This window comes from Desulfomicrobium salsuginis (assembly GCF_054657795.1).
This window is the reverse complement of record NZ_BAAHYA010000001.1, coordinates 233,072-258,969: the sequence shown is the minus strand read 5'-3', so window position 1 is coordinate 258,969 and position 25,898 is coordinate 233,072. Positions and strand designations below refer to the sequence as shown.

The following is a 25,898-nucleotide window of genomic DNA, read 5'->3' as shown; positions in this document are numbered from 1 at the left end:
CTTGCCTTCTGAGGACGGACGAAATTGAAAACTGTTTTGGATCATGTCGGACCGCTGGACCGCTCGGGCGAAGTCAGCTGCAGCGTGGACTTCATGGGCCGCGTGTCGCAGCACTCCGAGGTGCTTGCTTTGCCGTTCTATCTGCATCGCATTCCGGCCGGGTTCCCATCTCCGGCCGATGATTATCTCGAAACGGGCCTGGATCTGAACGGCTTGCTGGTCAGGAACCCTGCGGCGACCTTCATGGTGCGGGTCAGCGGTGACTCCATGATCGGTGTGGGCATTCACGATGGCGACATCCTGGTGGTCGACCGCTCTGAGACGGCGGCTCATGGCAAGATCGTTGTCGCGGCCCTGGATGGGGAAATGACGGTCAAGCGCCTTCACCTGAAAGGCGGGCGGTGCCGGTTGGTTCCGGAGAACAAGGCTTTCCAGCCCATCCAGGTCGGCACGGAGCAGGATCTTCAGGTCTGGGGCGTGGTCGTGGGCGTGGTTCGGAGGGTCTGATGCTTGCCGCCCAAAGCCGGGACTTTTTCGCGATGGTGGATTGCAACAATTTCTACGTCTCCTGCGAGCGGGTGTTCCAGCCTGCGCTCGAAGGCAAGCCGGTAGTCGTGCTCTCCAACAACGACGGCTGCGTCATTGCCCGGTCCAACGAGGCCAAGACTCTGGGCATCGCCATGGGAGAGCCGGCCTTCAAGCGCAAGGCCTTCTTCGAGGGCAATGGCGTGCGGATATTCTCATCGAACTACGCGCTCTATGGCGATATGTCCGCCCGGGTCATGCAGGTGCTGGCCGGGTTTTCCCCGGAGGTTGAAATCTATTCAATCGATGAGTCCTTCCTGCTGTTCAGGGCCATGAGGCCGGACAGGCTCGTTCAGATCGCCGACGACATCAGGCGGACGGTCCATAAATGGACGGGGATTCCGGTCTGCGTGGGAATTGCCAGGACGAAAACCCTGGCCAAGGTCGCGAACAGGTTGGCAAAGAAGACCCCTGCCAGTAATGGGGTCTGGCTGCTCGATGAGGCGCAGGACATCGAACGGCAGCTGGCGAAGATCGATGTGGGCGACGTGTGGGGGATTGGACGCCGCTATTCGCGTTTTCTGAAGGCCTCGGGCATCGACACCGCCGACAAACTTGAGCGGGCTCCGCGGGACTGGGTGAAGAAGCATCTGACCATCGCCGGGCTGCATACGGTGCTGGAGCTTGGGCAGATACCGTGCATCGCCTTCGAGGAGGCTCCGCCCCCGGCAAAAAGCCTTGTCTGTTCCCGGTCCTTCGGGGCCCGGATCGCCGAATTGGAAAGCCTGGAGGAAGCCTTGTCCGCGTATGTCCAACGCGCCGCCGAAAAGCTGCGCGCCAAGAGGCTGTTGGCCGGGGTGGTGCAGGTGTTCGCCGAGACCAGCCGCTTCCATCCCGATCCGCAGTACACCGGCAGCGGGAGTCAGGCCCTGGCCGCGCCCACCTCGTACACGCCGATCCTGCACGCCCAGGCGCTGCGCATCCTGCGGCGCATCTTCCGCGAGGGGTACAGATACCAGAAAGTCGGGGTCATGTTTCTTGAGCTCGTGCCGGAGAACAACCGCCAGCTCTCCTTCATGGAGCCAAGCGGGGAGGACCGCAGGAAACAGCAGGCCCTCATGACCATGCTGGACAAGGCCAACGACAAGTACGGGCACAGGATTCTGACCCTGGCCTCGTCTGGAGTCGGGCGCAAGCCGTGGCACATGAGGCAGGAGCGGAAATCGCCCCGGTACACGACGTGCTGGGCTGAATTGCCGCTGGTGAAATAACCGCAACCAGGGACGGCGGATCCGGAAATGAGGTTTCAGAGGCGGATGGGTACGATCGCGGCCGGGGCGGCGCTTTTTCTTCAGCTCGTCCTGCTCCAGGCCGGAGCAGGGTGGGCCTGGACCGGCAAGGTTGTCGGAATCGCCGACGGCGACACGATCACCGTCCTGCGTGACGGGCACGACCATGTAAAAATCCGGCTTTACGGCATTGACGCCCCCGAGTCTGGCCAGCCGTTCGGCAAGGCCTCGAAGCAGAATCTGTCGTCCATGGTGCACGGGCAATCGGTGCAGATCGAAGTCATGGATACGGACAGGTACGGACGCACCGTGGCGCGGATCTTTGTGGACGGAGAGGACGTCAATGCCGCGCAGTTGCGATCCGGCCACGCCTGGCTGTACAGGCAATACTGCAAGACCTGGGTGTGCTGCGAATGGGCCGGACTCGAAACCGAAGCGAGGTCGAACGGGACAGGACTGTGGGCCGACAAGGATCCAACGCCCCCGTGGCAGTGGCGGCGTGATGAAAAAGGGTCATCGACGTCGTGGATCGAGAAATTTCTGCGCAAAGCGGTTCGGCTGCTGTTTTGAAGGCCATCGAGCCGGGCAACGCCATCGGTGACTGTCTGTGCGCGAAGCCGCCTAAAACGTTTGCGTGGCGCAGAAAGGTCAGGCCTGGAGGGGCACGAGCAGTTCCGGGGAGTCGTTGCGCGTGTTGTTGACCTTGGTGCTTACGGGGTAGCTGTCGAATTCGTTCCGTGAGTCGGCGATGATATCCTGGACGGCCGGCCCGGGTGAGTTCGGGTCCAGCCAGGCATCGAAGTGTTCGGGCTTGAGGACCACGGGCATGCGGTCATGGATATGCACGATTCCCGGCGCTGCCGTCTTGGAGAGCAATGCGCAGGAAAGCACCTGGATACCATCCGGTCCTGTCCAGATGGACCAAAGTCCGGCAAAGACGATCGCCTCGGATCCCAGGGCAGAGATGAAGTAGGGTTGCTTTACCTGTCGGCCCGAGTCGCTCCTGACCAGCTCCTTTTCATTCCACTCGTACCATCCGCGTGCCGGCATCAGGCAGCGCAACCTGCGCAGGCTGTGGCGCCAGGTCGGCTTCTCCGCCGCCTCTTCGGACCTGGCATTGAAGGTCAGGGAAGGCGGCGCATCCTTCTTCCACCAATGGGGAATGAGCCCCCAACGCGCGCCGTTCAGTTCCAGCAGAGCATCATCGGCCCTGAAGACCATGGGCACACGGGTTGTCGGAGCCACATTGAAACGCGGTTCCGGCCAATGCCAATTCCAGCGGTCGATTTTCAGGATATGCGCAACCGCTGCTTCGTCTGTAAGGGAGAATCGTCCGCACATGGGTATCTCGTGCGCTTGGGTTCAGCAGAGGGAGTGTCCGCCGATGATAGGAAGCAAGAGGCCGGCTCCCTTGGTGATGGGAGGCCGGCCTGATGAAGCAACTTACTCGGCCTTGGGTGCCTTCTTGCGTTTCTCCCAGAGCTTCATGCCCTGCATGGTCTTACGGCGGTCTCGCGCCAAGGACTTCGCCACAAGGGACGTGCCTTTCTTGTAGCCATATTTTTCCTTGTACTGTTCCGGCGTGAGGCCGTGTGTAGCCAAGTGGCGCTTCGTCAAAACTTTGAATGACTTTCCACACTCACAGCAGATGACGCTTTTTTCCCGGATGGCGTTTTTGGGATCGACAGCAGCTTCAGTTTCAACGGCAGGTGCGACACCTTCCGCTACTGCGCGAATGCTTCCAGCCAAGGATTTGATCATGGAAGTGATCTCTTCCTCGTTCATGTTGCGGACAGATGCTTGTGCTTTGACGATTTCGATAGCTTGCTTGAGATAATCTTCCATGTTTTCTCCTGATGGTCTGAGGTAATTTCGTAGGCGTTACTCAAGCATAAATCGTGCCTATGTCAATTGCCGTGCAAAAAAATTTTTCCAAAAGGAATTCATCGGAGGCATATTCGTCATACCTTCACATTCACCGCTGGAGTAGGTAACTGCGCTTCCCCGAAAATAACACGCTGAACACTAGATAGGCTGCACCCGAGTTGTTCAGCGATCTTGCGAAACGATATGCCTTGCTCCCTCAGGGTGCGCGCCTTGACCCGGTCCACGCTTGTTTTCCTGCCGCCTTTGCCATGGGCATATTTTCACGCAGCTTTGGCTTTTTCGATGCCCTCGCGTTGACGCTCCCTCAAGATATTGCGCTCGAATTCCGCGAAGCTGCCCAGGACATCGAAAAGCAACTTGGTGAAAGGGTCGTGGTTATCTTTGGTGAACGTCAGGTTTTCCTTCACGAATTTTACCGTGACGCCTTTTGCGATCAGCTGACTGATAATGTTTTGCAAATCCTGGAGGCTGCGGGCTAGCCTGTCGATGGAGTGGATCCACAGGGTGTCGCCTTCATCCAGGCGCGAGAGGCAGTCCAAGAGCTCAGGCCTGTCAGTATTCTTTCCGGAGGCCTCATCTTCCTAGATCTTCCAGAAATCGACCTTGCAATCGGCCAGCTGACGGATTGTATTCTGGTCGTGCGTGCTCACCCTGACATACCCTACGTGACGTCCCTTCATCGGCATCCTCGAAATTGAAATTCGCGATCTGTAGGACCGAACGTGCCCAAAATGATCTAGATGTAAACAATCAGTGTGCCCAAAATTTCAAAAATAAATAGTTATAGGCGCGATTTCCCTTGCCCATAGCTGTGCCTAGAAGGGGTGTGCTTATATTTGAACGAAAGGTAGAAAATAACAAAATTACTTGCATGTTTTGACAAAAAGAACTAAATAATCCATTATAAGAGTAGGTTGGGGTGTTGTAATAATAATTTGAATTATTGATCTAGGTTGTACATGCTGTCGATAATATAATAATTATCACAAATCTAATTAAATATGAAAATTTTACTGTGCTTGACGTTAAAATTGTAACACAGCTTTTTAATATATTCCAAAAGAAAGGTTGGAGTTCAAGCTCTGATCTTTCTGGACATTATAATAATGTCTGGGAAGCATTTTGTAAAATGTTTGAAGTGATGGATAAAGATCAGGTTGAGCTGATTATTCAGTTAATGGATAGTTATTTATACTGTAATTTTAGAAATTACCAAAATAAAATTCAAGATGTTATTAGTAAGTATGAGCGTCAATACTTAAATAATTTTGATCAAATATTCATTCTGCCTTTAGTAGATTTCGAAGATACAAAAAAAAGAATTGCAAAAAGTGGATCTTCTTTAGTTTATGCGACAGCAAATGAGATTAGAACTAAATTTCCAGAAATACGTAATGTGAATCCTGGTGATAGTGTAGAGATTCTTGATAGGTTTATAGACCGTGAAAATTCATTGATAATTTTTGTTGATGATTTTATTGGGACAGGCAGTACAGCTATTAAATGTTTAAAACATTACAAAGACAATTATTATTCTAAGGCAGATACTGTTAATATATTTTCCTTAGTAGTTCATACAGCCGGTTTGGTTGCTTTGAGTGATCTGGAAGTAAAATTTTATTATTCTGTTCTGGTTAGCAAGGGGATAAGCGATAACGATAAGATTATTGATAAGGAAAAAGCAATTGAAGTAATGCTTGGGATTGAAAAGAATCTCTCTATATCTGAAAAGTATAGTCTAGGATTCATGAAAAGTGAAGCATTGGTTACAATGGAGAGGACTCCGAACAATACATTTCCTATTTTCTGGTGTAATAAGCTTAAAAATGGTGATAAATGGAACGCTCCATTTCCGAGATAAGTGATTTAAACATCATAATTTTACTGCAATTAATTAGGTCAAATTCAAACGTAAAATTTTTATTTGATCGCGGATTGTCTTATTTGCAAATTAATCATTTGGTTTCTCGGGCTATTAAAGAAGGCTTGATCGTGGTTGGTGACGATGCTACGATAATAACTGAAAGAGGAAATGGTCTATTGCGTTCACATTATGCTAAACACCGCTGGATTTTTCCTGAAGAAAATTCACGAATTTTAAAAATTGATATTTCGGACATCTATATTCCAAGCCGTAATTCAATTAAATTTTTATAGAAGCTGGCTAGTTAGTATCTACACGGATTGGCCGTGAAGAATGGCGAGTCGCCATTCTGAGGGGAACTGGCATTCTAGCCTTATCCAACAGGTCCGCTGACTCAAGTGATTGACCCAGCGGCCCTGTTGGATCGCCTTCGGCCCAGTTTTCTGAATAGGAATTCAGAAAACTGGCAGATTTGATAACCTTCGTAACTAGCCAGCTTCTATATTAATGCAAATGGAATGGAAATCTTACAAGCGTAGTTTTACAAAAGAAGCTCTTAAGAGTGGGCTTAGTATATCTGATATAGATCATGCTTTGAACTATGCCTTTATTTTATTTGAAAAAGGGTTACCAATAATTTATGATGTAAATCATTTTTCGTTGTTGGTTGGTTATTCGCAAGATTATCTATATAGGGCTTCAAATGATAAAGCGAAGCTTTTTTATAGAGAATTTAAAATCCCTAAAAAGCGTAAAGATGAATATCGCATAATCAGTGAACCTTTACCATCTTTGAAAGAGATACAGCGTTGGATCTTAGATAATATACTTTATAATGTTAATATTAGTAAGTACGCGAAAGGATTTGCTCCTAATAGGTCGATTAGAGATAATGCGCGATTTCATTTGCGACAAAGATTAGTCTTATCTGTAGATATAAAAGATTTCTTTCCTTCCATTGGTATTGGCTTTGTGAATCTATTCTTTAAAAAGCTTGGCTACTCAAACTCTCTTTCGATGCTATTCTCGAATTTGCTGACCTTGAAGGGAGAATTGCCTCAAGGCGCGCCAACTAGTCCTGCGTTGTCGAATTTATTTATGCGAATTATCGATGATCAAATTGCAAAATATTCCGTTGTGCGGAAAATTCGATACACAAGATATGCAGATGACCTCACATTTTCAGGTGATTTCAATCATGCGCATCTTCTAGCATATCTAAAGTCGATATTTAGAGATTATAATCTAACGATTAATGATCAAAAAACAAAAATTATGAAGACACACCAAAGACAATATGTGACTGGTGTGATTGTCAATGATCAATTACGTGCTCCTAGAGAGATTAGGAGGAAATTAAGGCAAGAGATTTACTACATTAGCAAATTTGGGATAGAAGGTCATATCAGAAAAATTGGTGAGACTAGAACTAATTATGTGGAACATTTGAAAGGTCTAGCGGATTATGTTTTATTTATTTATCCTGCTGACAGGGATGCTTTATTTCTTAAAAATACTCTTTAATGGCTCAATAATATGGATCGAAAATTCTGATATGATGGCGTTTATAAGTGACCATATTGAATGGTTATATAATTTTCTGCGTTGTTTTGGCTTGCCCTCTAATCAAACGAATTATTGAATCGCTGCAGGTGTTTCTGTAGCGGCTTTAATATTTATGCATTTTTTGGATTATCAATATCTATCGATGTGTCTGGCTTTTCAATATTTTCAAATAAATTTCTCACTACTTCAGTTTATCTTTTTAGGTCTTCATTGCGAAAATGTGCATAGTGCTGTGTCTTTTGCTGAGAGTTGTGTATCAATGGCTTCTGTAGTTCATATATATCAACTTGACCAGAACTCGCTAGCATTGAAGCGTATACATGCCTGAGTACATGCTGATTTCGAAAATCTTCAGGAATAACGTCGCGATGTTTTATTCGGGCCATTTGATGTTCGTCAAATTTTCTCAATCCGCCGTTTTGGTCAGAGAAAACAAAGTCACTGTCTGTTCTAGGATGAGGTAATGCCTGAGATTTGAATCGGGTGCAGATTATTTGTTTCCATCTGATATGTCGATAACCTTTCCAGATTGCACTTGAGTCATGGCTTCCAAGGCGGCCATGGCTTTACGCTTGGCTCGTTTGTCATCATGCGCGTAGCGCAGTGCCATGATTGGGGATTTCCAGCCACCAAGAGCCTGCAGGTCAGGCAATGTTGTCCCTGCCTGTGCGAGCCTTGTCGCCGCTGTGTGGCGCAAGGTGTGGAAAACCACCCGATCCCGCTTGTCTCGTCCTTCATTCAGGCCCAACGTTTCGACAGTGTCTCTGAACGGCTGCGGAGGTTGTGTGTAGGGCTTCCCGGCTGCATTTAGAAACACAGGCCCAGTTAAGCGGCCTTGCCTGCGAAGTTCAGTCAAGAAGTTCACCAATGAGTCAGGTAGAGGGACTGTGCGATTCGTGCCGTTTTTCGTATCTCGGAATGTTGCTTCCCCCAATGATAGATCAACGTCTCGCCAGTCCAATCCTGCAGCTTCCCCGAATCGACATCCGGTAAGTGCGCAAAATAGTGTGATAGCGTAGGCGTTTGGGTCGCGTTCGGCCAAGGCCTGCAAGATGGCTTGAAGTTCTGAAGAGGTCAGCGTCCTGGTCCGTCGGTTTCCTCCCTTGCCGATAGTCGCGCCCACGTCCCTTGCGGCAGGAGGAGGTGTTGGAACGAGCTTGCGGGAATACGCATGGGCCAGGCACTGTCTGAGAACCATGGCTACATATTGTCGGGTTCTGGGTGCTAGCCCAGCATCCACCATGACGCCCATGAGTCGGTCCCAGTGGTCGAAATCGATATCCTTGATCGGTTCGTTCCCGAGAACGGGCTTCAGCCAGTTTTCAAAAATGCCTTCCTCAACCGCCCACGACTTGGATTTTTTTTTGTCTTCGCCTTTAATCAATTTGGCGCTATTGAGATAAACCGGCCAGTACTCAGCTAAGGTGACGTTTCGGGCAGATTCGAGCTTCCGTTGGCGTTCAGCTTCAGCTTTTGCTTGGTTCGCCAAGATCCGCTTTTCTTCCAGAGTGGCAGGGCCTTGGCCTTCACGATGAGCCTCTTTCAGTCTTGCCAGAGTCGCCCGTGCAACTTCCAGCATGGAAATTCTCACGCCATCCTTATCTCGTTGGTCATTTTGGCTTTCCCAGCCCAGACCTTCCTCCTTGCGCTTCCCATCCACGCGGTAGCGGATAGAATAATAACGATCCTTCCTGCTACCGAACATGCGGGTTGGATGTTCGCGGAAACGGATTCCCTCGTATTTGGTGGTGGTCCACTGGATCGTCACGTGGCCTCCGCTAGTTGAATTTATGAAATCAGTCGGTCGAAATTCTGTCCCCCATCTGTCCCCCAAAAACATGTGAAGCAAGGGGATGCGCAAGGAAGGGCTGGGAAAATCGATAGCCACTAACACATTGATTGTATAATACTTTTGTGAAGGCTAGGGAAGGTGTCGGAAACTATTATTTCAGATTCGTAATCAGTAGGTCGAGAGTTCAATTCTCTTTCCTGGCTCCAGTAAAAACAAGGGGTTAGCTTTTAATAGCTGGCCCCTTTTTCTTTGTGCGCACGGTAGGGCGCACCTCTTTGGCGGCCTTACTTCAGCGGGCGGCGTCGATCCGGTGCTTGAGGAACGTTTCGTCCCGCAGTTCCTGAAAGGCGAGGTCCAGTTCGGCCTGGGTGTTCATGACGATGGGGCCGCCCCAGGCAATGGGTTCGTGGAGGGGCTTTCCCGTCAGGAGCAGCAGGCGCAGGGGGCCGTTGCCCGCTGTCGCCGCCAGTTCGTCCCCGTCCTCGAAGAGCACCAGGGTGCCGTTGGCAACGGCGCTGCCGTTGATGGTCCCGTCGCCGCCGTGGACAAAGGCGAAGGCGGTGTGACCCCTGCGGGTCGGGAGGATGAATTCCCTGCCCGGGGCGATGGCACAGTCCAGGTACTGCGGGTCGATGACCACGTCGTCCACCGGCCCGGTCACGCCTGCGACGGTGCCGGCGATGACCTTGACGGAGGCCTCCGGCGTTCTGACCTCGGGGATCGCGGCGGCTGTGATGTCTCGGTAGCGGGGCGGCATCATCTTGCGGCTCGCGGGCAGGTTTGCCCAGAGCTGGAAGCCGTGCATGGCCCCGGCCTCGTCGCCCTTGGGCATTTCCTGATGGATGATGCCGCTGCCGGCGGTCATCCACTGCACGTCCCCGGCGGAAATGACCCCGCTGTTGCCGAGGCTGTCGCCGTGCTCGACGTCGCCTTTGAGCACGTAGGTGATGGTTTCGATGCCCCGGTGGGGGTGCCAGGGGAAGCCTCTGATGTACTCGTGCGGGTGGTCCGAACGGAAATCGTCCAGCATGAGGAAGGGGTCGAAAAGCGCGGCTTCCCTGCTGCCGAACATCCGGCGCAGGCTCACGCCCGCGCCTTCGGTCACCTTCTGGCCATGGTAGATGTGCCTGATCTCCCTTCTCATCGTGTCTCCTTCGGCCCTTCGGCCGTCGTTACCGCGCATCCCTGTTCCCCTGTGGGCCGTATGCCCGCCGATCCGTGCCGCGTCATGGCGCCGCGTCCGGCGACCTTTCCGCTGGCCCTGGGGCGGTCCTTCGCGCGCCACTGCGTTGATGGGGGCTTCGTGGCCTGTCGCTGTCTCGTCCCCGCCCTGATCCGATGCCGCGTCAACGACCATGCACCGCGGCTTTTCTTCTCTTTGTCTCGGCACAGACACGCGTGCATGTCGAGCATGAGACCTATTGTCCGTTGCCCGGTCCTGTTGATGCCGGGGCCTTTCGGCTTCAGTCTGGTATTTGAAAATTTATGCGATTTGCAGGTTTCCTATTCAGTTTGTTCATAAAGTCTATTAGCTTTCTCCCATGCCAAACATGAGGTGGAAGATCGTGCGGAAAATAGTGGCGCAGTGCATGGCCGCCTTTTTTTTGTTTACTGCTACAGCAGGATTCGCTTTGCAACAGAGTCCTGAGCAGGACGCGCACCTTCGTTCTCTCGGGTCGGTCAGCGTGTGCGTTGATCTGACCTGGCGGGAAGCGGACATGACGATGCGTTCGCTGACCATGGCCGCATACACCATCAAGAAGGAAGGGTGGTTCAACCTGAAGACCGCCGGCGAGATTCCGGCGTACGCCAACCGGATGCGCATCGGCGAGCCGTCATTTTTTCGTGCGCTTCATGACCCTGTCGAGGGCTTCCCTGAGATCGTCCAGATGGACGGGTTTGCTGAGATAGTCGGTCATGCCGGCGGCGAGGAATTTCTCCCGGTCTCCGGCCATGGCGAACGAGGTCAGGGCGATGATGGGAATGTCGGCTTTTGCGCCGGCTCCTGATTTCCGGATTGTCTTCGTCGCCTCGATTCCGTCCATGACCGGCATTTGGATATCCATGAGGATGCAGTCGAAATCCCCTGATTCCCATCGTTCGACCGCCTCGAGTCCGTTCTCTGCCGTGAACGGGCGCACCCCTGCCTTTTCCAGAAGCTTGCGCATGAAAAACTGGTTGGAAAGGTCGTCTTCGACCAGCAGGACATTGCCTGACGGGAGGCCGTTTGCGGCTTCGCTCGACTGCACGTCATTTTGCGGGATTGCCGTGCCGGTGCGCCCGAAGGGCAGGATCACATGGGCGGACGTCCCTTCGCCGGGCAACGTGTCCATGACTATATGCCCTCCCATGAGTATTACCAGACGCTTGACGATGGCCAGGCCGAGTCCGGCGCCCTGGTGTGCCTTGCTGTACGTCGCATCGACCTGCACAAAGGGGGTGAAGAGATCCTTGAGCCTGTCCTCCGGGATGCCGATGCCCGTGTCATGGACGGAGAAGGCGATGCGGATGTCGTCGGACCTCGGTGAGGCGATGGGGTAAATTTCAAGGGTGATGGCGCCCTGGTCGGTGAATTTGAAGGCGTTGCCCACCAGGTTGAACAGGATCTGCCGAACCCGCGCCTCGTCGCCGATGAGGGCTTCAGGCGTGGCCGGGTCGATTCGGCACAGCAGGGGTACGTTCTTTTCCTTGTAGATGATGTCGAAGAGTTCGGAAACCGACTGCGCGAGATCGCAGACGCGGAACTCCCGCCGTTCGAACTCAAGCCTTCCCGTCTCGATCCTGGAGATGTCCAGGATGTCCGTGAGGAGCCTCGTCAGGCGGTGCGTTGAACGGATGGCCATGTCGATGTATTCCGCCTGCTCCTGATCCGGGTCGGTTGTCTGCAGGAGCTGCATCATGCCACTGATGCCATTGAGTGGAGTGCGTATTTCATGGCTCATGTTCGCCAGGAATTCGCTTTTGGTCTTGTTCGCGGCTTCGGCCTCCAGCCTGGCCCGAATCAACAGGTCTTCCATGGTCTTGCGGTTGGTAATGTCGTCCACGACCCAAATGACGCCTTTGTTCAGGTCCGTGGGATCCAATGCTTTTCCGGACAGCATGCACCATACCGTAGCGCCGTTCTTTTTCTTGAGTTGAAAGTCAATCTGCTTCTGATTTTTTTGGGTTAGCTTGTCGTAGTATCTGCGTCCAAAATCGATGAAATGCTCTTGGTCGACATGCAGTTCGCGGACGCTCAAGCCAACCATGCTTTCCGGGGATTCATAGCCGCATATTTCGGCCAGGCGTTGATTGGCTCTGACCAGACGCCTTCCTCCCCGTAAAAGCATGATGCCGACCTGAGAATTTTCGAAGATGCTTTCAAAATCATTTTTGATTTCCGCTAACAGTTTTTCCGCATTCTTGCGTGACGAGATGTCGCGAACAGCAGAGAACGCATATTCCTGATCTGCGAGTTGGATGGGAACGGTGATGACTTCAACCGGGATTTCAGTTCCATCTTTGTGCAGGTCGATGCCTTCGAAACTTGGTCGATTCAACTCCGTGAGCACGGTTGACCCGAGTTTTCCCCGAACCGAAGGGGCCTGGATGTTCGTCAATGCGAGTTGCAGAAGCTCGTCGCGGTCATATCCCAGAAGCGTGCACGCGGCCATGTTGGCATCAAAAAGCGTGTCGTCCTTGCGCCAGATGAATAAAGGGTCTGGCGACTTTTCAAAAAGGACCCGAAAGCGTTCCTCGCTTTTTTTCAGCGCTTCTTCAGCGTGCTTTCTTTCCGTGATGTCCTGGTTGACGCCGATTGTTTTGATCTGTTGCCCACGAGTGTCCTTAATCACCATGAAGCGCACTATGATGTCGCGCACCTCTCCGTCCCTTTTGACGATGCGGTGCTCGATCTGCGCCGTGCGGTTATCGTATACTCCCGCCCTGATCATCCCGATTTCCGATGCTACGAGTTCCGCCGACTCGGGGTGCACGAATTCACGTGCGTAGGTCTCGGCGGGCATGAAAAAACCACCTTCACGTTCGCTCGTTGTTCCGTACAGGGAATAGAACTGGTCGTTGAAGGCGAATGTCATTGTCGATAGGTCCAATTCCCAGTGTCCCATGTGAGCCATTTCCACGGCCAGTGACAGACGCTCCTCGCTGACTTTCAGTTCGTTCTTGATGCGGCGCTGTTCGAGCAGGAGTATGGCGCTGTTCACGAAGGCCGTGATCTGGTTGATGTCGTCGTGCGAGTATGCCGATGGTTTGTTGGCCACCACGGCGAGGGCAACGACCCTGTTGTCTCTGAGAATCGGTACGGAGAGGAGGTTTTTGATGGGGACGTGTCCCGGGGGGAACCCACGCTTTCGCTCCGTGGTCTGGTCGTAGTCTTCGATGACGACGGCTTGCCGTTCGGACACCGCCCTGGCCCAGACTCCAGCCCTGTCCAAGGGGAAGTGGAGGGGGTTCTCTGCGACCGCGCATGCATGCATCACCTCCCGTGACCAGGAGTGGATGACCATGTCGCTTTCCTTGTCGTCAAGAAAGCCGAAGAATGAGTATTGGCTGCCCGTCAGGGTCTGAATTTCTTCGAGCACCAGGTCGCAGAGTTCGCGATAGCCCGCCTCGACCATGCGCGAGATATGCCACAGGGCCGTGAGCCTGGCCTTGAGAGCGGCCTGTTCTTCCATGGCCCGCCGGATCTCGGTGATGTCGCGGAATTCCACCGCGCGGACCAGCCTGCCCTTGTAGGGGAAGTTGCGGGCCTCGAGGCGTACAGGGTATTCCTCTCCGTTCTTGCGGACCCCGAATGCTTCGTAGGGCTTCTCGTAACCCGTGATGATGTTGCGCATGACCTCGCTTCTGGAACCTTCGGCGATGAGGCTCAGCCCGTCCATGCCGATGAGCTCCTCGACAGCGTATCCGGAGATCTCGGACAGGCCGAGGTTGCAGTCCAGGATGACGCCCTGGTCATGGATGGCTATCCCGCCGAAAGAGGCGTTGTGCAGGGCCTTGAACCTGGCTTCGCTCTCCTGGATTTCCCGCTCTTTCTCCCGGAAGGGGGAAAGGTCCCGCACGAAGGCGTAGATCTTGCCTCCTTCGTGCTCGGCAAAGGTGGCGTTGACCTCGACATCTATGATTTTTCCGTCCTTGCACCGCTCCTTTGTTTCAAATCGGACTTGTTTCAATCTTTCGATGTCTTTGATGCGCTGTAGCGAGGCTTCTTTGTCTTCAAGGCAATCGATGTCCCATATGCTCATTCCAAGGAATTCTTTCTGGCTGTACCCGAGCATTTCCGTGCCGCGTTCGTTAATTTCACGGATCCTGCCTTCCATATCTATAACAAAAAAACAGCTGAACGCGATTTCAAGTATCGCTGAAGATCTTTTCTCAAGAAAGTAACGTTCTGTAACGTCTCTTGATATATTCAAAATTCCTTCGATTTTTCCGTTACGCACAATTCTTGGGGCATAGAGCACATCCATGTATCTTCTTCCCATGCTTGGATAATCGACCCATATGGAGAAGGAGACCTGTTCTCCGCCCAACGCCTTGATAATTCTTGGCTTTATTGTTTCTTCGAAGGCTTTGACTCCGGTAATTATGGCAGGAGTCTTGCCGATCATCTGATTTTTTTGGACTCCGACATATTTTTCATAGGCGTTGTTGACGTATTGATATCTGAAATTTGTATCGAGGAGCGATACTGGAAAATCCATTGCATCGAATAGGGCACGGCAATCGATATTGGCCTGATCAAAATCTGAATCCAAAAAAGAATCACAACATGAGTTGTTTTCCTTTACATGGATTGTATTCATTTTATCTACTCTTTTTGAATCAGGCATAAATTCTCCAGTGGAAACGTGGATGAGAATTTGTTTTTTGAGGACGTTGAACGTTCTGTCGTGCGCCTTGCAGACGGTTGTTTGGACGCTGGCAGCATTCGGAGACGGTGGGTATCGGCCACGTTGCGTTCACGCGAGACCATCCGCAGGCGGTCGAAATACCGTCGACTCCGAGGTGAACTCGTCGCCAGTCATTTGGTCAGCGGACGTCATGCATCCCCCAAGGGTTCAGGGTGTCTGACGGTGGGGGCGGCATGACGTCCGATCTGGCGGCGGCCGGGACGTTGTATGACAATATGCCGTTATGGTTAAAAAATATAAATAGTTGCGATTTCATTCTGCCGTATGGCGCGAAATTTTTCAAGTAGCCAGTGGGGAATTGCATTGTGGCTATGAGTCTGTAGCCTCGTCCTTGCGGCCGGTTCCGCTCCTTTTCCCCTCACGCCGCAGCGGGGCGTCTCCGTGGAAGGTCCTTCTTGGCGAGTCCGCGTGGCATGTCTGCACGGGAGTCCCCATCTGGTCATTTCCCGGAATGAATCTCGCGTTTTGTGCGACGACTCTTCGCGTGCTCTGCTGACGAAACGGGGGGCTGGTTGTCGCATGTTTCCAATGGCTTGCCGTCTCCACGCCGCTGCACGGATGCCGGGGCGCGGTCAATGGATGTGCCGAATCTTTGTCTTGCTGGAAAACCGGAGGAAACGGGGGCGCGACTTGGGCTGCGCCGAATGCCAGGTGCTTGAGGCTTTCCGGATGGAAATGCGCAGACGAGGCGTGAGCTGTCTGAATATCAATGAAAGGAAGATGCGAGCCGTAAACGGCTGACCCCGAAGGCCGGGGTTTTCACGTGGATCTTGAAGAATCCCGAAGCGCTGGGGCGCGATGTCCGAGGTATGATCCGAGCATGTACGCGGTGACGCTGACCAGCGTTGTCGGGACGATGGCGTGGATGCCGCCCATGGCGGGTTTCATGATGGAGAGCGCCATGAAGGCGGTCACTCCGCAGACGATGGAGGCGACGGCGCCGCGGGAGTTGCCGGACTGACAGTACAGGCCCAGCACGATGGGGCAGAGGAATGCGGCTTCAAGGCCGCCGAAGGCGAAGAGGTTGATCCAGACCAGGAGGTCCGGCGGTTCGAGGGCGGCGACGAAGACCAGCAGGCCGACGACGGCCGTGATCCAGGTGCTCGTCCTTTTGAGCGTGGCCACGGGCATGCGGGAGGCGTCGCCCTTGAGCCGGTAGTGGATGTACAGGTCCTTGATAATGGCGGCGGAGACCAGCAGGAGCATGGAGTCGACCGTGGACATGATGGCCGCCAGGGGGCCGGCGATGAACACGCCCGCCCACACGGGGGAGAGCAGTTCGAGGATCATCGTCGGCATGGCCAGGTCGCCGGCGGGCAGGTCCGGGAAGACGGCGCGGCCGAACGTTCCGGCGAGGTGCGCGCACAGGATCATGAAGCCGATGAGCAGCGTGCCGATGACCATGGCGTCGTGCATGGCGCGGGAGTCCCGGTAGCCCATGCAGCGCTGGGTGGTATGCGGCAGGCCCAGCACGCCGATGCCTACCAAAACCCAGAAAGACATGGTGAAGGCTTGCGGCACCGCGTTGTCCGGCCCGGTGGGCGTGATCAGGCCGGGGTCGATGCCCTTGAGCGTCGAGACGCATTTCGCCACGCCGCCGCCGGCGTTGATGACGGCCAGCAGCACCACGACCACGGCCACGACCATGACGATGCCCTGGATGGCGTCCGTCAGGACCACGGCGCGGAAACCGCCGACCGCCGTGTACAGCACCACGCTGATGCCGAAGAGGGACAGGCCGACGGCGTATGGGTAGCCCGTGACGGTCTGGAAGAGGCGCGCCCCGCCGATGAACTGCGCCAGCATGGCGGCCATGAAGAAGACGATCAGGGCCACGGAGCACAGGATGACCACCGCGTCGCTGTTGTAACGGGCGCGCAGGTAGTCGGTGATGGTCACGGACTGGGTCTGGCGCGCCACGATGGCGAAGCGTTTGCCCAGCACCCCAAGCGTGAGGAAGGCCGTGGGCACCTGGATCATGGCCAGCAGCACCCAGCTCAGGCCGAACCGGTAGGCCACGCCGGGGCCGCCGATGAAACTGCTGGCGCTGGTGTAGCTGGCGATGATGGTCATGGCCAGGACAAAGCCGCCCATGGTCCGGCTGCCGATGAAGTATTCCTCGATGAATCCCTGCGAGGTTGTTTTCGCGGACTTTTGGCGAGCCCAGAGCGCAATGCCTATGGATACGGCCAGGTACGCAATCATGGGAATGATGGTCTGGATCGAACTGGATGTCATTTGTCCTCGCCGTGTATTGGGGGGATGTTCTGGACGTCGGCATCAAGCGGTATTTCCTTGAAGAACAATCGAACGACCAGCCAGAGGAGGACTGTGGTGAGAGGGTAGCCAAGAATGCAGCTGTAAAAGAACCATGCAGGAAAACCGAAGATGTACGAATATGTTTCAGGGTCTTTGTTTCCCAATCCGTATCCGGAGACGTACCACCATAAAAAATACAAGGCATAAACTGCCAAAACTGTCAGGGCTTCCCTGTTAGCCTGTCTGATTCTATGGTCTTGATGTGTGTCCATTGTGCTTGTGTCCGTCGCGTTCAGCAAAATTTCCAAGGTATGATGGGAGGTCTCACTCGTCACTGCGCGCGCTGCACGGCAATCCATGTCTTGACATGATCTCACTGCAAAAAGTCGTCATGCCCTTGCAGAAGGGGCGGGAGACTTTTCCAGGGCTCTTCCGGTCACAGCGCCAGACTGTCATCGGTGGCACACTGACGTAATTGAACGTTGATCCGGGCGCATCACCGCAAGTGAGCCGTCATCGCGAGTGCAGCGAGGATGTCCCCTCCTCGACGTGCTGGAGTGCAATCGGAAAAGATCTTGAGAAACTGGATTGCCGCGTCGAAGACTCCTCGCAATGACAGGCGTCCACATTGATCCATCCTGCGTGAACGCGTCCAGAGTTTGACCTGTCGCGGCCCACAAGCGTCATGGACGCTCAACCCGAATGATCCTTTTTTAACTATCCGAAAAGAATGGATTCCCGTCTTCGCGGGAATGGCACCCAGGTTCGTTCGCGTTTATTGCGGAGGTTTTCTCGGAGATCGCGTGTTGTCTCAAACGAGGACGATAAACAGGATCGTTGCATGCAAACTACAAACAATGCCAGCGATCTGCAACTCATTTGCAATGCGCGTGGGCCGGGTCGATGTTTGTCAGCCGTTCCGCAATGGCCCGTGGCTTTGTTTGAGGCGACGTGCGTGGTGTGCTGTTGCGGCGGCGGGTTGAAGGGGCACTCGCCGCATCCGGAAGTGTGCGTCCTCGCCGCGCGGCGGGCGCGGGTTTCGCCGACCTGGGCGCAGCCGGCATCCGTGGGAAGTGTCATCCCGGATGGCGTCCTTCCTGCGCTTTTCTGCCCATGGCGAATAAGTTTCATTTTCCGGAATGAATCTCGTTCGTCTTGTGATGATTCTTCACGTGACGAAGTGTCGTAATGGAGACTGGATTATCGATTAGTCCGGAAAATCGGACATAGAGAATTGGTCGATGTGGATAATACGCACTCTATATTATCAAATAAGATTCCGAATATTTTATACATGTCAAACATACTGTTCTGAAAATCAATATTTTTCTGATATAATATGGAATAAATGTAGAAAAATATTTCATATCGCGCTTGTTTTTATGTTTTGATAAATTTGTCACGAGTTCTGATTGGTTGTGCGAACAGCTTAATGAGCGTCTCTTTTATTTTCGTAAGCGAAAAAAAACCATGATTATTTCGGAAATTCTTGCGCAGACATGCTGCAATGGATACACAAGCGCAAACAAATTAACCGTATGGAGGGTATGAGGAATGTTGAAAGTGAAGACCATTCTTGCGTTTGCGCTGGTTGCGGTTTTTCTGTGTGCTGCTTCCGCCTTCGCTGCTCCCATCGTGATCAAGTACTCCCACGTCGTGGCCGAGGACACGCCCAAGGGCATCCAGGCCAACAAGTTCCGCGACCTCGTGGCCGAACGCCTGGCCGGCAAGGTCGTGGTCGAGGTCTACCCCAACTCACAGCTCTTCGGCGACGGCAAGGAACTCGAAGCGCTGCTGCTGGGCGACGTGCATCTGCTGGCACCGGCCCTTTCCAAGTTCCAGAAGTACACTCCGCTGCTGCAGATCTACGATTTGCCCTTCCTGTTCAAGGACATGGCGGCCATCGACAGGTTCCAGCAGGGTCCCAACGGTCGCGCGCTGCTCACCTCCATGAAGGACAAGGGCATCATCGGCCTTGAATACCTGCACAACGGCATGAAGCAGATCTCCGCCAACGATCCCATCCGCGTCCCTGCCGATGCCGCCAACAAGAAGTTCCGCATCATGACCTCCGACGTCCTGGCCGCCCAGTTCGAGGCCGTGGACGCCATGCCCCTGAAGAAGCCCTTCGCCGAGGTCTTCACCCTGCTGCAGACCAAGGCCATCGACGGACAGGAGAATTCCTGGTCCAACATCTACTCCCAGAAGTACTACGAGGTGCAGCCCTACATCACCGAGACCAACCACGGCATCCTCGACTATCTCGTGGTCAGCACCACCGAGTTCTGGGAGAGCCTGCCCGCGGACATCCGTCCGGTCATCGAGGAGTGCCTGAAGGAGTCCATCGCCGTCGGCAACGAAGCCGCCGCCAAGAAGGACCTCGAAGACAAGCAGAAGATCATCGACTCCAAGCGTTCCGAGATCATCACCCTGACCGAGGCCGAGCGCGGCCAGTGGGTCGAGGCCATGAAGCCGGTGTGGAAGAAGTTCGAGGACGCCGTGGGCAAGGAAAACCTCGAAGCCGCCATCGCTTCCAACAAATAGTCTCCGGGAATCATGAATACCTTCATCAACAAGCTGGAGGAGGGGATCATCTCCCTCCTCCTGGCTTCCATGACGCTTCTGGTTTTCGTGGAGGTGGTGTTCCGTTTCGGCTTCAACGTGGGCATCCAGTGGGCCCAGGAGCTGACGCTCCTGCTGTCGGGCTGGCTGGTCATGTTCGGCGTGTCCTACGGCATCAAGGTCGGTTCGCACATCGGGGTCGACGCGCTGGTCAAGCTCTTTCCCGGCGGCGTACGGCGGGCCGTGTCCATCGTGGCCGTGCTGCTCTGCCTGGTCTACTGCGGACTGTTTCTCTTCGGCAGCTGGGCCTACCTCGGCAAGCTCAGGAGCATCGGCATCCACCTCGAGGACATTCCCGTGCCCAAGTGGATGGCCAACAGCATCCTGTTCATCGGCCTGGTCATGATGGTCGTCCGCCTGCTGGATCTCCTCTGGGCCATCGTCCGGGGGCGCGCCGAAGGCTTCAAGCTGCTGGATGAGGCCAAGGAGAGCATGTACCTGGTCCAGAAAGAGGGCACGGCCCTGGATGGAGACGACGAATGACCACAGCCGCCCTGTTCTCCCTGCTCTTCCTGTTCATCGCCACGGGCATGCCCATCGCCATCGCGCTGGGCCTTTCGAGCATCACCACCATCCTGTTCTTTTCCAACGACTCCCTGGCGTCCATCGCCCTGAAGCTCTTCGAGTCGGTATCCGAACACTACACCCTGCTGGCCATCCCCTTCTTCATCCTGTCCTCGCAGTTCCTGTCGACGGGCGGCGTGGCCAAGCGGCTCATCAACTTCGCCCTGGACTGCATCGGGCACGTCAAGGGCGGCCTGGCCATGGCCTCGGTCCTGGCCTGCATGCTCTTCGCCGCCGTTTCCGGCTCCTCGCCGGCCACGGTGGCGGCCATCGGCAGCATCGTCATCGGGGGCATGGTCCGCTCGGGCTACCCCGAGAGCTTCGCCGCCGGCGTCATCTGCAACGCCGGGACCCTCGGGATTCTCATCCCGCCGTCCATCGTCATGCTCGTGTACGCTGCTGCCACCCAGGAGTCGGCGGCCAGGCTGTTCATGGCCGGGTTCATCCCCGGCATCTGCCTGGGGCTTCTGCTCATGCTCGCCATCTACATCGTGGCGCGGATCAAGAACTATCCGGCCCTGGCCTGGCCCGGCTTCCGGCAGGTCTTGCGTTCCGGCGTCAAGGCCCTGGGCGGGCTCATGCTCGTCATCATCGTGCTGGGCTCCATCTACGGGGGCATCTGCAGCCCGACCGAGGCGGCCGCGGTTTCGGCGGTTTACGCCTGGTGGATCGCCGTCTTCGTCTACCGCGACATGGGCCCCCTCAAGGAGGTGCCCCTGCGCAAGGTCGGAGAAAGCCTGGGTTCGGCCCTGACGCGCGGCCTGTGGCAGACCCTGCTGGCCATACCCAGGTCCTGGGTGCACCCCGAGGTGCGCCACGTGGTCCTGGACGCCGCCAAGGTCAGCATCATGCTGCTCTTCATCATCGGCAACGCCATGCTCTTCGCCCACGTACTGACCACCGAGCGCATCCCGCACATGATCGCCGAGACCATCGTGGGCTGGGGCCTGCCGGCCTGGGGCTTCCTGATCGTCGTCAACCTGCTGCTCCTGGCCGCCGGCAACTTCATGGAGCCGTCGGCCATCACCATGATCATGATCCCGATCCTCTTCCCCATCGCCATGAAGCTCGGCATCGATCCCATCCATCTGGGCATCATCTGCGTGGTCAACATGGAGATCGGCCTGATCACCCCGCCCGTGGGCCTGAACCTCTTCGTCACGGCGGGCATCACCAAGCGCGACCTGACCTGGGTCGTGCGCGCGGCCTTCCCCTGGCTGACGATCCTGCTCGGGTTCCTGGCCATCATCACCTACGTCCCGCAGATCTCCCTGTGGCTGCCGGAATTCATCGACAAGCTCAAAGGGTACTGACGACCGTCCTGCTTGCAAAAACGAAACGGCCGGGTCCCGCGCAGGGACCGGCCGTTTTTCATGGAACGCAGGACGGTCGGGTGGAAGGATGTCCTTGAATGATTTGCAATCAAAATTCTCCTTTGAGCCAGCCCAGGCAAATGTTGTGGATGGCGTTGATGGTGGCCTGGATGGCAGGCTGGTCGTAGAATCGCGAGTGTTCGCGTTCATTGGTGCAGCCCGTGGCGGCGCAGAGGCGGCCCGTCGGACCTTCCCAGAATGGCAGGCAGGCCGTCGCGCCGCCCCATGCGTTGCAGTCCGGGTTCAAGCCCGTGGCCGAACCGAGCGGTACCGTGCCGTCCCCCAGATGGCAGACTCGTTCATCCTTCACGCCCGGGCCATCCTTGCCGATGTTCGAAAGCCTGAGCAGCCACAGGGTTTTTCCTTCCCGAATGCCACGGTCAAGCTCCGCAAAGGGTGTTTTCCAGGAGACCCGCTTGCCGAGATTGCCGTCCGTATCCCGCCAGCGGACTTCGCTGTATTCGCCGCGGCTCTCCTCTCTGATGCCCTGGATGTCCCGCAGGAAGCGGTAGCCGCCCAGAGGGGGCTTCGCGCCGCGCGCCGGGTCGGGCCTGATGTTCACGGTCTCGGTCACGTTTCGAACCAGCCAGCAGATTTCGGCGCACGTGTCATGATCGCCGCTGCTGAAATACTGCACGGTGCGCGGGTGGCTGTACCGGCCGATCCTGCCGTGGAACTCGCGGGCGCTGCGCAGATGCTTTCCGAGCTTGAAGGCCAGGGAATGGCGGTCCCGGGGCTGCATCGGGGCCGCGCCATACAGCACCCGGTCGAGGGCCTCAGCGTCCTCTGGTTGGGGCTGGAACCAGTCGCCGTGAATCATGCCCCAGAAGTCGCGGTTGGAGCTCTTCAGGTAGATCTCCTCGTAGGGGTCTCCGTTGCGGGGATAGGACACGCAGGCGTCGGGGTTGTCGGGGTCCTGCAGATGCAGCCACGCTTTCCTGCCGTCGTTGGTCCGGTAGTGCTGGCTGGGCAGGAGTTCCAAGGCGCCGGGGGCGTGGGGAAAGATGGCCGTGATGGCCGGGCCGTCCTCCCCGAGGATCTTGGCCCCGATGAGTCCCAGGATGTTGAAGAACCCGTCCACCTCCTGCCCGGCGATCTGGCGGCGGTAGGCCACGGGCGCCCCATGCACGGGTTGGGCGCCGTGGATGACACCCAGGACCTTGTCGGCGATGGCCTCACCGCCGTCGCCCCCCAATGCGTAGCGGGCCACCAAGCCACCCATGGAGTGCGTGACGATGATGACCTTCTGGACTTTCTTGAGGGACAGTATGGTTTCACGCAGCAGGACACCCGATTCTTCGTTGGACTTGAGCCAGTTGTAGCCGAAGGCGTACACGGGCAGGTCCAGCAGGACCTTGAGGGGTGTGGCCCAGTCCTGCAGGGAACTCAGCAGGTCGCCGTAGAACGTCCAGGCCACACTGCCCCAGCCGCGCTCATGGGCCTTTGGGTGGCGTTTCGGGAGTTTCGAGGTGTCGTGCATGACCTCCAGCGGGTCCTTGATGAGGAGGTCGTACCGTTCTTCGGGGCTGGCTTTCAGGTATCTTTTCAGCATGAATCCTGAGGTGTCGGGATCCCAGACTGGCTCACGTTTTTCACTCTGTTTTTGCAGTTTGGAGCCCATGATGCCCGGGACAAAGACTATGGCGACGGTATCGCGGCGGACTTTGAAGATGTTGTCCCGCCCGGCGTCGCATTCCGTGGAGAGGGGATTCTTGAGCATTTCGCGTGGCGTCTTCCTGTGCCACAGGGGTGCTTCGTATTTGACCGTGGGTTTTTGCCTGGGCATATCTTATCTCCTTTTCATTTTCGATTCGTGCCAGTTCCGTACGGACGTGAAACTGTCCATGACCGTGTCCCAAAGGTGTAGGGCTTCGTTCTCGGCACTGGCGTCGCAATTGATCTCTATATGTATGCGTGGCCTGTCCAGATTGTTGGCTTCGCTTTCGCTGGCCCACTCGGCAGAGAATTGGGCATCAACCTTTCCATTTTTATTTTCCGACATGATGAACGCCGTTTCCCGTCCAGGAATGCTCGCAACAGTCCTCTGTCGTGAGCGCACTACCTCCAGTTCGATCCCGTGGGCTTTCAGGGCCTTGCGGAAAACGGAAATACTGAGACGTTCTCCAGGCGGCCTAGTAAGATAGGATTCGGACATGCTCAGCACGATTTCGAGCTGTTCCTCGGCCGCGGGGCGGTAGGATGAGGCGGAGACGTATTCGTCCACGATCTCAAGCCCCTCGAGCCTGCCCCTGGGGGTCAGGAAGCTGTCGGGAGAGCAGTTCTCCCAGTTCGGCCGGTAGTGGCGGTAGAAATCCAGGATGTAGTCCGTCATGTCCGTGCACTCCTCGCCGACGTCGTAGCCGCAGTCTTCGGTGATGCGCAGGATGTGTTCGGGCAGGGCGATGAAGACGTCGATGTTGTGTCCGCCTTGGTCGTTGGCGTAGCACAGCAGCACGGCCTCATGCCCGAACAGTTTGCTCACGTCTTCGTGGGCCAGGCCTCCCTGAGATGAAGGGCCAAGTGACGCCCGGCGATTGTATTTGTCCGTAGCCGTTTCCAGAACCTCGCTCCAGAGTTCCTGGAATTGGCCGGCCCTGTCGCCCCGTTCCCACGGCGTCTCCTCCACGTGGATGTAGTTTATGGTGTGGTACATGCCGGCATATTTCATGCCCTGGGGCACGGGGAGGAGATAGCGTCCGGCGGGGTGGTAGGACACGGGAAGGGGCGGGCTGGGGGGCGTGTTCATGGTGCGGCAACCTCCGATGAAGATAAGTGATGCGAGGATCAGGGCGCAAAGGACGCGGGGCATCACGTGCCACCCTGTCTGCCGGGCAGCAGGGGCACGAACCCGAGGTCGGCGGTTTGGTGGACCGTGACGGTGTGGTCCAGGGTATAGTCGCGCCAAGGGTGTCCTTCGGTGGTCGCGTCCGGGTCGGCGGACGCATCGATCCAGACCACGGTCCCGAAGAGGTCGAGGGTATGCGGGACGCCGGGGTCGTCGGCGCCGAAGCTGAAGGTGTGCATGACTCGTGACGCGAAGGGCACGGGCGCTTCCTCGCCCTGGGACTCCAGGGCGAAACCGATGCGCTTGGGTCTGGGGCATTGGGCAACGAGGGAGGGGTCAGTCACGGTTTCCTCCGTGGTTCAGGGTGCGGCGCATGGCCAGGATGGCCATGTCCTCGTCGACGGGTCTTCGAGAAAATGGGCCGGGTGCGGACTGCGCCTCGGGGAAGGATTCCCCGTGCAGCAGGCAGCAGCGCACGAAGAGTTCCACTGCCTCGGCCCGCCACAGTCCCAGCGCCAGCGCACGTTCCACGTGCCGGGCGGTGAAGGTGTTGAGTCGTACGGTCGGGGGCAGGACGGGCCCGGCCTGTTCGCGCAGCAGGGTCTCCATGACGGTGTGGACGAGATTGGCGGGACGCTGGTCGTCAAAGGCGCGTTCATGTCCCTTCGTGATGCGGTACCAGGGGCGCGGCAGGGGGCAGGCTGGCCGGTGCGGGGCTTCCATGAAGGCCTGGCCGTCCCGGTCGATGCAAGCCCATGACCGGGTGTGCGTCCTGGCCGCCACCCGACGCACTGGCCCCAGAAGAACGGGGATTTCTTCGGGCAGGGCCATGCACATGCGGCTCAGGACCGTACCGTCCCAGACCCGGAAGATGACGTCGCTCTCGTCGGTCCTGACCAGGAGGAGGCTTCGAAGGTGGTCCAGGATCTCATCCCGGGGAGCGTCCGATGCGAGGACCATGCCCCAGTTGGGCGGTGCGGCCTCGCACAGCCAGCGCAGCATGGAGGATTCCGGCGCGATGGAGCACACGCGGGGCGAGGCCGCGTGAGCGGAAAACAGGGGGGTCTTGCGAAACAGTTCCTCGATGTCCGCGCCCTGTTCGTGCTCGTAGAGCTGCGCGAGGGCCTGCTCGTGGCACAAGGGGTCCAGCACGATCCAGAGTGCGCACCCTCTGGCCACGGCTTCGCGCAGGCACGGCCCGATGTCCTCGACGATGCGGTGCGCGGGGCGACCGGCGTTATCCATTCTTCCACCTCCAGTGTTCGGAGTTGCCCGGCACGCCGAGGGCGGACAGGCGGGTGCCCGAAAATCTACAGGATAAGCAGGGAGATGGACATTGGGTCCAGCGTGTAACGCCGCGACATCGGCGCTACGCAGTTTGTGGCATGCGCGTGGGGGATCCGACGGAATGCCGCGGCAAGGACGCGGGGACGTGGCGGGGATGAGTGGAAGGGCCTGGC

Annotated in this window: 20 protein-coding genes and 2 pseudogenes; 9 read left to right on the top strand and 13 right to left on the bottom strand. The window is 56.0% G+C overall.

Annotated elements, in window-relative coordinates; translation table 11 throughout:
* The first annotated feature begins 24 nt into the window (after nt 1-24).
* From ACYQ3G_RS01130 to ACYQ3G_RS01120, 3 genes are read left to right on the top strand one after another with little or no spacing between them, the layout of a single operon-like run.
* Nucleotides 25-507 (top strand): LexA family protein, encoded by a 483-nt coding sequence (locus ACYQ3G_RS01130; RefSeq protein ID WP_459821568.1) that lies wholly within the window; start codon nt 25-27, stop codon nt 505-507.
* The gene (locus ACYQ3G_RS01125) at nt 507-1,796 is read left to right on the top strand and encodes a Y-family DNA polymerase (protein WP_459821566.1); all 1,290 of its coding nucleotides are present in this window, start codon (nt 507-509) and stop codon (nt 1,794-1,796) included. Before ACYQ3G_RS01130 ends, ACYQ3G_RS01125 begins: the two co-directional genes overlap by 1 nt.
* A 45-nt stretch (nt 1,797-1,841) precedes the next feature.
* Nucleotides 1,842-2,384 (top strand): thermonuclease family protein, encoded by a 543-nt coding sequence (locus ACYQ3G_RS01120; RefSeq protein WP_459821564.1) that lies wholly within the window; start codon nt 1,842-1,844, stop codon nt 2,382-2,384.
* 78 nt (nt 2,385-2,462) lie between these two features.
* Here the strand turns inward: ACYQ3G_RS01120 and ACYQ3G_RS01115 are convergent, their stop codons facing one another.
* The 4 genes and pseudogenes from ACYQ3G_RS01115 to ACYQ3G_RS01100 form a co-directional block, all read right to left on the bottom strand.
* Nucleotides 2,463-3,155 (bottom strand): SOS response-associated peptidase, encoded by a 693-nt coding sequence (locus tag ACYQ3G_RS01115; protein ID WP_459821562.1) that lies wholly within the window; start codon nt 3,153-3,155, stop codon nt 2,463-2,465.
* A 102-nt stretch (nt 3,156-3,257) separates the two neighbouring features.
* A complete protein-coding gene (locus tag ACYQ3G_RS01110; protein ID WP_459821560.1) occupies nt 3,258-3,659 on the bottom strand; it encodes a Ros/MucR family transcriptional regulator in 402 nt (133 codons plus the stop codon).
* 116 nt (nt 3,660-3,775) lie between these two features.
* Nucleotides 3,776-3,928: pseudogene (locus ACYQ3G_RS01105) on the bottom strand (helix-turn-helix domain-containing protein); the annotation flags it as partial.
* Nucleotides 3,929-3,961: 33 nt separating this feature from the next.
* Nucleotides 3,962-4,270 (bottom strand): annotated as a pseudogene (locus ACYQ3G_RS01100) (recombinase family protein); the annotation flags it as partial.
* A 446-nt stretch (nt 4,271-4,716) separates the two neighbouring features.
* On the opposite strand from ACYQ3G_RS01100, the gene ACYQ3G_RS01095 reads away from it, so the two are divergent.
* The 3 genes from ACYQ3G_RS01095 (at nt 4,717) to ACYQ3G_RS01085 (ending at nt 7,089) form a co-directional block, all read left to right on the top strand.
* Nucleotides 4,717-5,562, top strand: a complete 846-nt coding sequence (locus tag ACYQ3G_RS01095) for a phosphoribosyltransferase (protein WP_459821558.1) — start codon at nt 4,717-4,719, stop codon at nt 5,560-5,562.
* Nucleotides 5,538-5,858, top strand: a complete 321-nt coding sequence (locus tag ACYQ3G_RS01090; RefSeq protein WP_459821556.1) for a hypothetical protein — start codon at nt 5,538-5,540, stop codon at nt 5,856-5,858. Before ACYQ3G_RS01095 ends, ACYQ3G_RS01090 begins: the two co-directional genes overlap by 25 nt.
* Before the next feature lie 214 nt (nt 5,859-6,072).
* Complete coding sequence (locus tag ACYQ3G_RS01085; protein ID WP_459821554.1) at nt 6,073-7,089, top strand: reverse transcriptase family protein; 1,017 nt, start codon at nt 6,073-6,075, stop codon at nt 7,087-7,089.
* Nucleotides 7,090-7,621: 532 nt separating this feature from the next.
* Here the strand turns inward: ACYQ3G_RS01085 and ACYQ3G_RS01080 are convergent.
* From ACYQ3G_RS01080 to ACYQ3G_RS01060, 5 genes are all read right to left on the bottom strand, one after another.
* A complete protein-coding gene (locus ACYQ3G_RS01080; protein ID WP_459821552.1) occupies nt 7,622-8,899 on the bottom strand; it encodes a tyrosine-type recombinase/integrase in 1,278 nt (425 codons plus the stop codon).
* A 313-nt stretch (nt 8,900-9,212) separates the two neighbouring features.
* Nucleotides 9,213-10,067, bottom strand: coding sequence for a pirin family protein (locus ACYQ3G_RS01075; protein WP_459821550.1), 855 nt, complete (start codon nt 10,065-10,067; stop codon nt 9,213-9,215).
* A 691-nt stretch (nt 10,068-10,758) separates the two neighbouring features.
* A complete protein-coding gene (locus ACYQ3G_RS01070; RefSeq protein ID WP_459821548.1) occupies nt 10,759-14,754 on the bottom strand; it encodes a PAS domain S-box protein in 3,996 nt (1,331 codons plus the stop codon).
* Nucleotides 14,755-15,594: 840 nt separating this feature from the next.
* A complete protein-coding gene (gene panF / locus ACYQ3G_RS01065) occupies nt 15,595-17,073 on the bottom strand; it encodes a sodium/pantothenate symporter (protein ID WP_459821546.1) in 1,479 nt (492 codons plus the stop codon).
* Nucleotides 17,070-17,366, bottom strand: a complete 297-nt coding sequence (locus ACYQ3G_RS01060) for a YhdT family protein (RefSeq protein ID WP_459821544.1) — start codon at nt 17,364-17,366, stop codon at nt 17,070-17,072. Before ACYQ3G_RS01060 ends, panF begins: the two co-directional genes overlap by 4 nt.
* Nucleotides 17,367-18,648: 1,282 nt before the next feature.
* Here ACYQ3G_RS01060 and ACYQ3G_RS01055 point away from each other — a divergent pair.
* The 3 genes from ACYQ3G_RS01055 to ACYQ3G_RS01045 are packed head-to-tail and all read left to right on the top strand — an operon-like array spanning nt 18,649 to nt 21,593.
* Complete coding sequence (locus tag ACYQ3G_RS01055) at nt 18,649-19,638, top strand: TRAP transporter substrate-binding protein (RefSeq protein WP_459821542.1); 990 nt, start codon at nt 18,649-18,651, stop codon at nt 19,636-19,638.
* Between the two features lie 12 nt (nt 19,639-19,650).
* A complete protein-coding gene (locus ACYQ3G_RS01050; protein ID WP_459821540.1) occupies nt 19,651-20,199 on the top strand; it encodes a TRAP transporter small permease in 549 nt (182 codons plus the stop codon).
* Nucleotides 20,196-21,593 (top strand): TRAP transporter large permease, encoded by a 1,398-nt coding sequence (locus tag ACYQ3G_RS01045; RefSeq protein ID WP_459821538.1) that lies wholly within the window; start codon nt 20,196-20,198, stop codon nt 21,591-21,593. Before ACYQ3G_RS01050 ends, ACYQ3G_RS01045 begins: the two co-directional genes overlap by 4 nt.
* 109 nt (nt 21,594-21,702) lie before the next feature.
* Here ACYQ3G_RS01045 and ACYQ3G_RS01040 read toward each other — a convergent pair whose 3' ends face one another.
* The 4 genes from ACYQ3G_RS01040 to ACYQ3G_RS01025 all read right to left on the bottom strand — a co-directional run bounded on the left by ACYQ3G_RS01040 (nt 21,703) and on the right by ACYQ3G_RS01025 (nt 25,683).
* Nucleotides 21,703-23,439, bottom strand: coding sequence for an alpha/beta hydrolase (locus tag ACYQ3G_RS01040; protein WP_459821536.1), 1,737 nt, complete (start codon nt 23,437-23,439; stop codon nt 21,703-21,705).
* Between the two features lie 3 nt (nt 23,440-23,442).
* Nucleotides 23,443-24,399 carry a T6SS immunity protein Tli4 family protein gene (locus ACYQ3G_RS01035; protein WP_459821534.1) on the bottom strand — a complete coding sequence of 319 codons (957 nt, stop codon included), beginning with the start codon at nt 24,397-24,399 and terminating at the stop codon, nt 23,443-23,445.
* Between the two features lie 62 nt (nt 24,400-24,461).
* The gene (locus ACYQ3G_RS01030; protein WP_459821532.1) at nt 24,462-24,782 is read right to left on the bottom strand and encodes a hypothetical protein; all 321 of its coding nucleotides are present in this window, start codon (nt 24,780-24,782) and stop codon (nt 24,462-24,464) included.
* Nucleotides 24,775-25,683: a DUF4123 domain-containing protein gene (locus ACYQ3G_RS01025; RefSeq protein ID WP_459821530.1), complete on the bottom strand. Its 909-nt coding sequence runs from the start codon at nt 25,681-25,683 to the stop codon at nt 24,775-24,777. Before ACYQ3G_RS01025 ends, ACYQ3G_RS01030 begins: the two co-directional genes overlap by 8 nt.
* Nucleotides 25,684-25,898 lie beyond the last annotated feature (215 nt).

Coding starts and splice junctions, on each gene's coding strand:
- ACYQ3G_RS01045 (WP_459821538.1), top strand. CDS start 20,196: ATGACCACAGCCGCCCTGTTCTCCCTGCTCTTCCTGTTCATCGCCACG.
- ACYQ3G_RS01055 (WP_459821542.1), top strand. CDS start 18,649: ATGTTGAAAGTGAAGACCATTCTTGCGTTTGCGCTGGTTGCGGTTTTT.
- ACYQ3G_RS01060 (WP_459821544.1), bottom strand. CDS start 17,366: ATGGACACACATCAAGACCATAGAATCAGACAGGCTAACAGGGAAGCC.
- ACYQ3G_RS01120 (WP_459821564.1), top strand. CDS start 1,842: ATGGGTACGATCGCGGCCGGGGCGGCGCTTTTTCTTCAGCTCGTCCTG.
- ACYQ3G_RS01035 (WP_459821534.1), bottom strand. CDS start 24,399: ATGAACACGCCCCCCAGCCCGCCCCTTCCCGTGTCCTACCACCCCGCC.
- ACYQ3G_RS01050 (WP_459821540.1), top strand. CDS start 19,651: ATGAATACCTTCATCAACAAGCTGGAGGAGGGGATCATCTCCCTCCTC.
- ACYQ3G_RS01125 (WP_459821566.1), top strand. CDS start 507: ATGCTTGCCGCCCAAAGCCGGGACTTTTTCGCGATGGTGGATTGCAAC.
- ACYQ3G_RS01040 (WP_459821536.1), bottom strand. CDS start 23,439: ATGCCCAGGCAAAAACCCACGGTCAAATACGAAGCACCCCTGTGGCAC.
- panF (WP_459821546.1), bottom strand. CDS start 17,073: ATGACATCCAGTTCGATCCAGACCATCATTCCCATGATTGCGTACCTG.
- ACYQ3G_RS01075 (WP_459821550.1), bottom strand. CDS start 10,067: ATGAGAAGGGAGATCAGGCACATCTACCATGGCCAGAAGGTGACCGAA.
- ACYQ3G_RS01115 (WP_459821562.1), bottom strand. CDS start 3,155: ATGTGCGGACGATTCTCCCTTACAGACGAAGCAGCGGTTGCGCATATC.
- ACYQ3G_RS01090 (WP_459821556.1), top strand. CDS start 5,538: ATGGAACGCTCCATTTCCGAGATAAGTGATTTAAACATCATAATTTTA.
- ACYQ3G_RS01110 (WP_459821560.1), bottom strand. CDS start 3,659: ATGGAAGATTATCTCAAGCAAGCTATCGAAATCGTCAAAGCACAAGCA.
- ACYQ3G_RS01085 (WP_459821554.1), top strand. CDS start 6,073: ATGCAAATGGAATGGAAATCTTACAAGCGTAGTTTTACAAAAGAAGCT.
- ACYQ3G_RS01025 (WP_459821530.1), bottom strand. CDS start 25,683: ATGGATAACGCCGGTCGCCCCGCGCACCGCATCGTCGAGGACATCGGG.
- ACYQ3G_RS01070 (WP_459821548.1), bottom strand. CDS start 14,754: ATGCCTGATTCAAAAAGAGTAGATAAAATGAATACAATCCATGTAAAG.